The following is a 10438-nucleotide window of genomic DNA, read 5'->3' as shown; positions in this document are numbered from 1 at the left end:
GTACTGGACAACCCGGCGCGTAGCCGTTCCGAGCGGAAGGGGCCGGAACAACTGATCGTCGATGTCTGGGGAGACCCGGCGCAAGGAAGCCAGGTCGTACTGTTGCCACCGGAGAGCGAGGCATGAGCGGATTCCAGGACCAGAGTATCGACGAAGGCGTGCGCAAGCGCACCGCCTACCAGAACGATCGGCGTGCACGACTGGCATTGAACGTCGAGCGACAGGACGGCGGTATCCTGCAGATTCCGGTGGCCAGCGATATGCTCGGCCATGAGGAGCACGAGCGTATCCAGCAGAACACCTTCCTGGCCGTGATGCCGCTGGTCCGCCTGCCAACGCTGGGCAAGGCCGGTTATGGCGACCAGCTGCCCGCCGGCGCGCTACCGCGGGCGGGACGGATCTACCTGTTCCAGGACGGCAAGCTGTGGCGCGAACTGGAGTGTGATGGCAAGGGCAACCTGTTTGAAGTCGACCTCCTGCAGGGGCGCAGCCAGCGTGCGGACAAGCGTCCGGCCGTAGGCAAGACACAAGCGCTGATCCTGGTGCCGGTGCTGGTCAAGGGGCAGTTCGTGATCCCACGCTACACCATGGCCTATAGCGAAACTCCCTGGCCTTGGTCGTACATCGACTGGCTGGAGGAGGACCCGCAGCGGGTCAACCGGCGCTGCCAGCAGATGGCGTCCGCTTGGAACGCCTCGGTGGCCAACCAGCACTGGAAAGCCTCCATCCATCATCCCGCGCTGGTCATTGATCATCACGCCCGGGGTTTGCGACCTCGCGACTTCAACGTCGAGAGCGCGCTGGAAGACCCGGCGGAATTCACACCTGCGTTCGCCGCCTTTCGCGAAGAGTCGCTGGTGTGCCAGTTGCAGCGACGCCAGCAGGAATTGGCGCCCCTGCTGAAGCAGGCTCCGCCCTCTGCGCTACCTACTCTGGAGGCCGGAGAGGATGTACTGGAAACCCTCAAGCTGCGTGGCCATCCCAACCTCATCGGGCTGATGCTCGACGACTCGCTGTTCGCCTTGCGCCACGCTGCGGCGCAGGCGCGCCACTGCGCTGCCTACTTGCGCAGCCTCAATGCACTGCTGCCGCACCGTCCCAACGGACGCTATGCACAGGTGCTGAGCAACATGCTCGACGGCCCGCTCGCCAAGCTCAGGGGCGAGGTCGATCAGGCCGAACTGGACGAGGCGATCTTCGCCGAGGAGCGACAGTCTTGCCGGATCCACCTGACGCATCAGGTCGAGCATCTGGTCGCCCTGCTTGAAGGCCCCTTGCACCCGGTGTTGCAGGACTGGACCCACCAGTGCGACGAAGCCCTGCTGGAGCCCTACAGCCTGATGAGCGAGGCACTGGCTGCGCTGAACCAGCTTCCCGACCGCTGCGACGCACTGTACAGCGGTACCGCCTACCGGGCGCTGGCGGCCCATGTCGAGCGGGTGGTCAGCACGGTTCTGCAGGCCAGCCACCCGCTTGGTGCCATGCTCCTGGCCAAGGACGAAGGACAACTTCCCGAGCCGGTTCGGCGCCTGCAGGCGTTGCGCGATAGCCCACGGACACCGGACCCCGACGCGATGGGCCTCAGCACGCTGATGCTGGGAGCCAGTCTGCTGGGCGAGGTCGACCAGCCCAGCGCCGGCAAGAGCCTCGCCTACTTTCTCGGCGACCTGCTGGACGTGTTCGGCGCCAGCGTAGTCGAGCAACTCGGCCGGCTGTCCCAGGGCGCCACCCAGATCCAGCTCGACCGCTTGTTCGCACCGACCTTCAATACTCTCAGCGCCCTCTCGGTGAAGATGAAAGGTATCCGCCTGCTGCCCGACGGTCAGGTACCGCTCGACATGGTTGTCGTCGGCGTGCGCGGAGCCGGCCTGCGCAACGGTCTGACCGAGGTCGAGCGCCAGGAACTGAGGCGCAAGAGCTATCGGCGCGCCATCGTCCAGGACGGTGCCGGCAATCCCCTGGCCGGCACCAGTCCCCGCGGCACCGGCATGAGTCGCGCCAACCTGCGCAACGTCATGGTGGTGGCGGTACCCAAGGATCACCCGGACCTGCTTGCCTACACGAAATTCCGTACGCAGTTAGGCACGTTGACCCAGGTGATGGAGAACACTCGCATCGTGCCGACGATGATGCTGGGGTTTGCGATTTATAACTTGAATGTGCAGGTGCAGGCACACAGTGGCTTTATAGACAGTGGAGAAAAGCACAGAGGAACGATCGGGGCTGTCGGTGCAGTAATCGATTTAACAGCCGCTGGAGGAAGCCATGCAAAGCTGCTTTTCGGACCATCTACTGCAAAGTATCTAGAAACCCCACGTATATCGGTAGCCCAAATATCCCCTCGGTGGGCCAGGAATCTAGAAGTTCAAACCGGCAGCCCTAAGTTAGGGTTGCTACGTGGGCTTGGTGGCGCAGCCACACTATTTGGTGCAGGCATCAGTGTATGGGATGGCTACCGAGCTTTGAGGCAGGGAGATAGCGATGCGGCTGCAGCCTACGGTGTGGCCGCAGTGGGTGGGGGCCTGTGGGGTGCCTACGTCCTAGGATGGATAGTAAACCCTTATGCTTTGCTGGCTGGTGCGGTTTTGGCGATCGGAGGCACTGTGGTCGCTAATCTACTGACTGACAGCGATGCGGAAACCATCGTCAAGAAAGGCCCCTTCGGCCGGCAATTCGCCGAGGCTGGCCTGCTCGATTCGCTGATGGGCCAGGACCAGCGCTTCGTCCATCTGAAAGACCCGCAAACGGCCTATCGCCAATTGCTGGGAGTCCTCGGCCATCCGCGGGTCTTTGTCCATCGCCTGGAAGACTGGCGCAAATTGGCGCCGGCGGCGCATCGATCTGTCTTGCAGGAAGCGGAACGGGGTCGCCAAGCGGTCAGCCCCACTGCGCTATCCTGCATCGACCCCAAGTTGCAGGCGCTGGAGGCAAACGATTGGGCCGTGGTGCTGAGTTCCCCGCTCCTGGCCATGTTCGAGAATGGCCAGCAGGCGTTCCGCCTGGTGGCCCAGGAGTTTCTCAGCAGCTTGCCGATCGATCCGGGCACCCTGTTCGGCGTCAAGCGCTACCATCGGGTCCCCGCGGGCCCCGCCAAGCTCGAAGCCTTGCCGTTGGATGCTGCCAGCGTGCTCTACGTGCTGCCGGCCAGCCTACCGATTCCGCAGTTGTCTCCTCGGGCCCGCTATAGCGTGCGCATGACCCAGGGTTTGAAGATCAGCGCACAGTTCGAACTCAATGCCGACCAGCCTGAGGAGCGGCTTGTCCTGCCTCAACCCAGCCCGAAGAGTTGGAGTGCATTCACATCCGCCAATCGGTACCTTCCCCCGGATGACTTGGGCCCACATGCTGCGCCACCTTATTGGTTGATAGAGAACAGTGAGTTCAACGTATGACCGTACACATGGATGCCACGTACTCAGCCAGTGCTTATCGCAGTGAAGTCAACGACTCTTTACCGCCGCCAAGGTGGAAGGAGGAGTCTAACCGTAATGGTATTTTTGACACCCATCTTGCCTTTGGGAACTATGCCAATCTAGATCCGGAAATGGAGATTGTAGGGCAGCTTTCGATCGGGACTGAGGATAAGTCAGAGGTTGGAGGTGCTAAGGCATATTGCAACTCTATGCGTTGGCAGTTTCAGAATTCCAGCAGAATTCCTTATATAATATTCACGCTTAGGATGCTGTGCTATTTTTTTGTATGGATTGCTTTGGGGGTTGGCATAATGGGAGAAGCCACCGGAGAGTGGAGGAGGGACATGCAGCAACTCTACACCTTGGTTTGCTCATTCTTTGTGGTGGCTGTTTCAGTAATATCCATGGTCGCCTTTCTTTCGAATAAAAAGTATCTTCACGTTATTCAGATTTCGGGTTTTTTATTCTCAATCCCATTGGCTTTGTACCAGTATGGAACAATATTTGGAACCAATGGTTTGCAAATAGCAATTTGGATAGGCGTATCTACTTATTTTATGGGTGCAGTCGGCTTCAACGCCATCCTTTGGCTCTACAGCAAAGTCTTCAAGCACGATGGCAGTGAATTCAATCGCCTGGACGGCATGCTCCGCTTCAAGCGTCGCTTTCGCCGCCTGTTCGTCGCTCCCTTCGACGAGTTCGATCCGGTGCTGCAATTGCTCCCCAGTGGCTACGGCAGCCACGACTATGCGCTCTGGCTGCATCACCGCTATACCGACAACAAGGTCTGTCTGGCCACCCGCGTCCACTCCCTCGGTCTCGACAAGGCCAATGCCCTGGCCTTCTGGGACTGCCTGCAACGCTACATGGACGTGACCCAGCCGTTGCCCGACCTGCCGGTCCTGGAGCCGAGCCGCCCCTTAGATCCGGTCACCGCCGAGCATGATCGGCATACCGGACGCGATCCCCATTACTGGCGCAAGCGCACCTACCAGGGCTGGCCAGCCAAGGAGCGCAAGGAGCTGGACCGACGCCTGCATGGGTATCCCTGGCAACAGCAGCCCTGCATCGTCAGGGCGCGCATCGATCCCGGGCTAAGCATCGAAGCCTATTACCGGCGCCAGGAAGCCAAGGGCATTTTTGCCACGCCCAGGGCCGATGATTTCAATGATGAGCACTGATGCTGAGTTATTCCGCCATTGCGACCGGTTAGCGAAGAAGGACTTTCACTAGAGTGGCTGTCGACCTACAAGGGCGTTCCTGTCCCGCCGTGCGATCAAGTCTCGGGTAGGACAGGGAGGTCTGCCGGGCACTGGGCGCGACTTCAGCGCTGTGCCAGCAGTTTTCTGCCGCGGGCGACGGCGGCACGGACCTGGTTCGGCGCGGTGCCGCCGATATGGTCGCGGGCGTTGACCGAGCCTTCCAGGGTCAGCACGTCGAAGACGTCGGCGTCGATCTGCTCGCTGAAGCGGCGCAGTTCGTCGAGGCTCATCTCGGCGAGGTCCTTGCCGCTGTCCACGCCGTACTTCACTGCGTGGCCGACGATCTCGTGGCAGTCGCGGAACGGCAGGCCCTTGCGCACCAGGTAGTCGGCCAGGTCGGTGGCGGTGGAGAAACCGCGGCGTGCCGCCTCGCGCATGATCTCGCGCCGGGGCCGGATCGCAGGGACCATGTCGGCGAAGGCGCGCAGGCTGTCGCGCAGGGTGTCGGCGGCGTCGAACAGCGGTTCCTTGTCTTCCTGGTTGTCCTTGTTGTAGGCCAGCGGTTGGCCCTTCATCAGGGTCAGCAAGCCGGTGAGGGCGCCGAACACCCGGCCGGACTTGCCGCGTACCAGCTCCGGCACGTCGGGGTTCTTCTTCTGCGGCATGATCGAGGAGCCGGTGCAGAAGCGGTCGGGCAGGTCGATGAACTGGAACTGCGCGCTGGTCCACAGCACCAGCTCTTCCGAGAAGCGCGACAGGTGCATCATCGCCAGGCTGGCGGTGGCGCAGAATTCGATGGCGAAGTCGCGGTCGGAGACGCCGTCCAGGGAGTTACCGCCAACCGCGTCGAAGCCCAGCAACTGGCAGGTGATCTCGCGCTGGATCGGGTAGGTGGTGCCGGCCAGGGCCGCCGAGCCGAGCGGCATGCGGTTGACCCGCTTGCGGCAGTCGACCAGGCGCTCGTAGTCGCGGCTGAGCATCTCGAACCAGGCCAGCAGGTGGTGGCCGAAGGTCACCGGCTGGGCGGTCTGCAGGTGGGTGAAACCGGGCATGATGGTGTCGGCTTCCGCTTCGGCCAGGCCCAGCAGGCCCTCCTGCAGGCGGGTGATCTCGGCGAGGATGGTGTCGATCTCGTCGCGTAGCCAGAGGCGGATGTCGGTGGCCACCTGGTCGTTGCGCGAGCGGCCGGTGTGGAGCTTCTTGCCGGTGACGCCGATGCGGTCGGTCAGGCGCGCCTCGATGTTCATGTGCACGTCTTCCAGGTCGACGCGCCAGTCGAAGCTGCCGGCTTCGATTTCCGCCTGGATCTGTTGCAGGCCGTCGATGATCGCATCGCGCTCGGCGTCGCTCAGCACGCCGACCTTGGCCAGCATCGTGGCGTGGGCGATGGAACCCATGATGTCGTGGCGGTAGAGACGCTTGTCGAAGTCGACGGAGGCGGTGAAACGGGCGACGAAGGCGTCGACGGGCTCGCTGAAGCGGCCGCCCCAGGACTGGTTGGTCTTCTCTACGCTCATGGTATCTCTCGCTGCAACAAGAAACGGACAGGCCGCGCGGCCTACGTGACGGGCAAAGTGCGACGATGATAGCAGGCCGGGAGGAAAAACCGGCGGCTCGTCGACGAAGCCGGAACGAGCGCTGTTTCGCGGTTTTTTGCGGCAGATGGCATTTCGGTGCTTTATTTCGCCCGTACGCCCGCGGCTGTCTTGCGGGCGCCACGGGCCTTGCGGAAACTCTGTCGATGCCTATCCGATTCAAGCCCGGCCGCTCGACCCGGCCGGCCGTCCAAGACGACTTCTTCATTCCCGAGCTCTGCGAAGCCGAAGCCCTGTTCACCCTGGTGCTGCTGGCGGAGCTGCTGGTGCTTGTGCTGGTGCTGGCGGAGCCGATGACGCCGAGCTTCAACTGGGTGCGCCTGGCCCTGGCGTCGCTGTTCGTGCAGTGGATCGTACTGCTCTCGGCGGCGCTGTTCTGCCGCCTGCGGCCATTGCTCGCGCGCCTGCCGGTGGCGCTGGCGGGGAGTGCCTGCTGCCTGTTGGTGGTGGCCCTCACCCTGGGCTGCACGGCGGTCGCCGAGCACTATCAACTGGGCGGAGAACTGACGCGTGCCGGCGAGGTCAATCTGTATCTACGGCACGCGCTGATCGCGCTGATCATGTCCGCCCTGGTGCTGCGCTACTTTTACCTGCAGAGCCAGTGGCGCCGGCAGCAGCAGGCCGAGTTGCAGGCGCGCCTGGAATCGCTGCAGGCGCGGATTCGCCCGCATTTCCTGTTCAACAGCCTGAACAGCATCGCCAGCCTGATCGAGCTGGACCCGCTGAAGGCCGAGCATGCGGTGCTGGACCTGTCCGACCTGTTCCGGGCCAGCCTGGCGAAGCCCGGCACTTTAGTTTCCTGGGAGGAGGAACTGGCGCTGGCAAGGCGCTATCTTTCCATTGAGCAGTATCGTCTTGGCGATCGCCTGCAACTGGACTGGCAGGTGCACGGGGTGCCGGCCAACCTGCCGATCCCCCAACTGACCTTGCAGCCGCTGCTGGAAAATGCGCTTATCTATGGCATCCAGCCGCGGGTCGAAGGTGGCCTGGTGCAGGTCGAGGCGGTTTATCGTGAAGGAGTGTTCCAGCTATGTGTGAGCAACCCCTACGACGAGGCGCTCGAGTCGCCCCCGTCGAAAGGCACGCGACAGGCGTTACACAATATCGATGCACGACTTGGGGCACTTTTCGGGCCTAAAGCGAGTCTCAGCGTCGAGCGCCGTGACGGACGGCACTACACCTGTCTACGCTATCCATGTGCGCGACTCATGCAGGAAGCCTGAGCTTATGAATGTCCTGATTGTCGATGACGAACCTCTGGCGCGAGAGCGCCTGGCCCGATTGGTAGGGCAACTGGACGGCTATCGCGTCCTCGAGCCCTCGGCCAGCAATGGCGAAGAAGCGCTGACGCTGATCGACAGCCTCAAGCCCGATATCGTCCTGCTGGATATCCGCATGCCCGGTCTGGACGGCCTCCAGGTCGCGGCCAGACTCTGCGAGCGGGAAGCGCCGCCGGCTGTGATCTTCTGCACGGCCCATGACGAATTCGCCCTGGAAGCCTTCCAGGTCAGCGCCGTGGGCTACCTGGTCAAGCCGGTGCGCAGCGAAGACCTGGCCGAGGCGTTGAAGAAAGCCTCGCGACCGAACCGCGTGCAACTGGCCGCGCTGACCAAGCCCCCGGCCTCCGGCGGCAGCGGTCCGCGCAGCCACATCAGTGCGCGGACCCGCAAGGGGATCGAGCTGATCCCGCTGGAAGAGGTGATCTTCTTCATTGCCGACCACAAGTACGTGACCTTGCGCCATGCGCAGGGCGAGGTGCTGCTGGACGAGCCGTTGAAGGCGCTGGAAGACGAGTTCGGCGAGCGCTTCGTGCGCATCCACCGCAACGCGCTGGTCGCCCGCGAACGGATCGAACGCCTGCAGCGTACGCCGCTGGGGCATTTCCAGCTCTACCTGAAAGGCCTCGACGGCGATGCGCTGACCGTCAGCCGGCGGCACGTGGCCGGGGTCAGGCGTCTGATGCATCAGCTCTGACGGCGGTCGGCGGTTCGCCAGCGACCCGGGTGCGGCTATCGGGCCCAGCGTCCGCGCACTCGGGTTCGAACTGTTATCATGGGCGCATCCCTGTGCACGGAATATCCCATGTCGTCCCGCGAAATCCGCATCGCCACTCGCCAGAGCGCCCTCGCCTTGTGGCAGGCCGAATACGTCAAGGCGCGCCTGGAGCAGGTTCATCCTGGCCTGACCGTCACCCTGCTGCCGATGACCAGTCGCGGCGACAAGCTGCTCGACGCACCGCTGGCGAAGATCGGCGGCAAGGGCCTGTTCGTCAAGGAACTGGAAACCGCCCTGCTCGAAGGCGCCGCCGACATCGCGGTGCATTCGATGAAGGACGTGCCGATGGACTTTCCCGAGGGGCTCGGCCTCTACACCATCTGCGAGCGCGAAGACCCGCGTGACGCTTTCGTCTCGAACACCTACGCCAGCCTCGAGCAACTGCCCGCCGGCAGCGTGGTCGGCACCTCCAGCCTGCGCCGCCAGGCGCAGCTGCTGGCGCGCCGGCCGGACCTGCAGATCCGTTTCCTGCGGGGCAACGTCAATACCCGCCTGGCCAAGCTGGATGCCGGCGAATACGACGCGATCATCCTCGCCGCCGCCGGCCTGATCCGCCTCGGCTTCGAGTCGCGCATCCGCTCCTCGATCAATGTCGACGACAGCCTGCCCGCCGGCGGACAAGGCGCCGTCGGCATCGAATGCCGTACTGCCGACAGCGACCTGCATGCCTTGCTGGAACCCTTGCACCATACCGACACGGCTCTGCGGGTCACTGCCGAGCGCGCGCTGAACAAGCGGCTCAACGGCGGTTGCCAGGTGCCGATCGCCTGCTACGCCATCCGCGAGGGCGACCAGCTGTGGCTGCGCGGCCTGGTCGGCCAGCCTGATGGCACCCAGTTGCTGCGCGCCGAGGGGCGGGCGCCACTGGCGGAAGCCGAGGCGCTGGGCGTGCGGGTGGCCGAGGACCTGCTGGAGCAGGGCGCCGAAGCGATTCTCGAAGCCGTCTACGGCGAGGCCGGACATCCGTGAGCGGCTGGCGGCTCCTGCTGACGCGCCCCGACGAGGAGTGCGCGGCCCTGGCCGCCAGCCTCGGCGAGGCGGGCGTCCATAGCAGTAGCCTGCCGCTGTTGGCGATCGATCCGCTGGAAGAAACCCCGGAGCAGCGTACGCTGATGCTCGACCTGGACCGCTACTGCGCGGTGGTGGTGGTCAGCAAGCCGGCGGCGCGCCTGGGGCTGGAGCGGCTCGACCGCTACTGGCCGCAGCCGCCGCAGCAGACCTGGTGCAGCGTCGGCGCGGCGACTGCGGCGATCCTCGAGGCCTACGGCCTCGACGTAACCTACCCTGAACAGGGCGACGACAGCGAAGCGTTGCTGGCGCTGCCGGCGTTCCAGGATTCCCTGCGCGTGCACGATCCGAAAGTGCTGATCATGCGCGGCGAAGGTGGCCGAGAATTCCTCGCCGAGCGCCTGCGCGGCCAAGGCGTGCAGGTGGACTACCTGCCACTCTACCGGCGCCGGGCTCCGGACTATCCGGCCGGAGAGCTGCTGGCAAGGGTGCGGGCGGAACGCCTGAACGGCCTGGTGGTCAGCAGTGGACAGGGTTTGCAAAATCTGTATCAGTTGGCGGCAGCCGATTGGCCCGAGATAGGCCGGTTGCCGCTGTTCGTACCCAGCCCGCGGGTCGCCGAGATGGCGCGTGAACTGGGTGCGCAACGGGTGATTGATTGCCGGGGCGCGAGCGCGCCGGCCTTGCTGGCGGCCCTGACGAGCGCCGCCTAGAACTTTCTTGACCAAAGGATGGACCTGTGAGCGAAGCAGTCACTCCCCAAGACGACGCAAGAACTTCCACTTCCACCCCTTCTCCCGTTGCACCCGATGCATCCAGGCGTTCCGGTACCGCCACCGGCCTGGCGTTGCTCGCCCTGCTGGTTGGCGTGGCGGGACTCGGCGCGGGTGGCTGGAGCTTCTGGCAGGTCCAGCAGTTGCAGGGCACCGAGCGTGACCAGCTGGCGCAGCTGGAAGATGCCCGTGGCAAGACCGAATCCCTGGCCCAGCGCAACCAGCAACTGGCTGCCCGCCTGGACGCTTTGCCCACCGCGGACGAACTGGAGGTCCGGCGACGCCTTGTGGTGGAGTTGCAGGGCGACCAGCAGCATCTTAGCGAGCAACTGAAGAAGGTCCTCGGCCAGAGCCGCCAGCAATGGCGACTGGCCGAGGCCGAACACCTGCTG

8 protein-coding genes and 1 pseudogene are annotated in these 10438 nt (G+C 63.9%); 8 read left to right on the top strand and 1 reads right to left on the bottom strand.

Annotation, left to right across the window (positions count from 1 at the left end; all coding sequences use genetic code 11):
* The 3 genes from FFS27_RS33665 to FFS27_RS33305 form a co-directional block, all read left to right on the top strand.
* The coding region (locus FFS27_RS33665; RefSeq protein ID WP_255302783.1) for a hypothetical protein at positions 1-126 on the top strand (126 nt) is incomplete at its 5' end.
* The gene (locus FFS27_RS21225; protein WP_021263162.1) at positions 123-3392 is read left to right on the top strand and encodes a hypothetical protein; all 3270 of its coding nucleotides are present in this window, start codon (positions 123-125) and stop codon (positions 3390-3392) included. The genes FFS27_RS33665 and FFS27_RS21225, both read left to right, overlap by 4 nt.
* Positions 3393-3970: 578 nt before the next feature.
* Complete coding sequence (locus tag FFS27_RS33305; protein ID WP_019485038.1) at positions 3971-4594, top strand: hypothetical protein; 624 nt, start codon at positions 3971-3973, stop codon at positions 4592-4594.
* A gap of 143 nt (positions 4595-4737) precedes the next feature.
* On the opposite strand, the gene argH is transcribed toward FFS27_RS33305, so the two are convergent.
* Entirely contained in the window at positions 4738-6132 is a 1395-nt protein-coding gene (gene argH, locus FFS27_RS21215; protein ID WP_003161177.1) for an argininosuccinate lyase, read from the bottom strand.
* Positions 6133-6356: 224 nt separating this feature from the next.
* Between argH and algZ the strand changes: the two genes are divergently transcribed.
* The 5 genes and pseudogenes from algZ to FFS27_RS21190 all read left to right on the top strand — a co-directional run.
* Positions 6357-7433, top strand: coding sequence for an alginate biosynthesis two-component system sensor histidine kinase AlgZ (algZ, locus tag FFS27_RS21210; protein ID WP_003096404.1), 1077 nt, complete (start codon positions 6357-6359; stop codon positions 7431-7433).
* 4 nt (positions 7434-7437) lie between these two features.
* Positions 7438-8184 (top strand): alginate biosynthesis regulator AlgR, encoded by a 747-nt coding sequence (gene algR, locus FFS27_RS21205; RefSeq protein ID WP_003096397.1) that lies wholly within the window; start codon positions 7438-7440, stop codon positions 8182-8184.
* Between the two features lie 108 nt (positions 8185-8292).
* Positions 8293-9234: a hydroxymethylbilane synthase gene (hemC, locus tag FFS27_RS21200; protein WP_021263160.1), complete on the top strand. Its 942-nt coding sequence runs from the start codon at positions 8293-8295 to the stop codon at positions 9232-9234.
* Complete coding sequence (locus tag FFS27_RS21195) at positions 9231-9986, top strand: uroporphyrinogen-III synthase (RefSeq protein ID WP_003114032.1); 756 nt, start codon at positions 9231-9233, stop codon at positions 9984-9986. The genes hemC and FFS27_RS21195 overlap by 4 nt, the downstream gene beginning before the upstream one ends.
* A gap of 26 nt (positions 9987-10012) precedes the next feature.
* Positions 10013-10438 (top strand): annotated as a pseudogene (locus FFS27_RS21190) (uroporphyrinogen-III C-methyltransferase); the annotation flags it as partial.

The sequence above is a fragment of the Pseudomonas sp. 2VD genome (genome assembly GCF_005503585.1).
In the GTDB taxonomy this organism is placed as follows: Bacteria; Pseudomonadota; Gammaproteobacteria; order Pseudomonadales; family Pseudomonadaceae; genus Pseudomonas; species Pseudomonas aeruginosa.
Note: the sequence above shows the minus strand (reverse complement) of the source record. Positions and strands in the feature narration are given on the sequence as shown.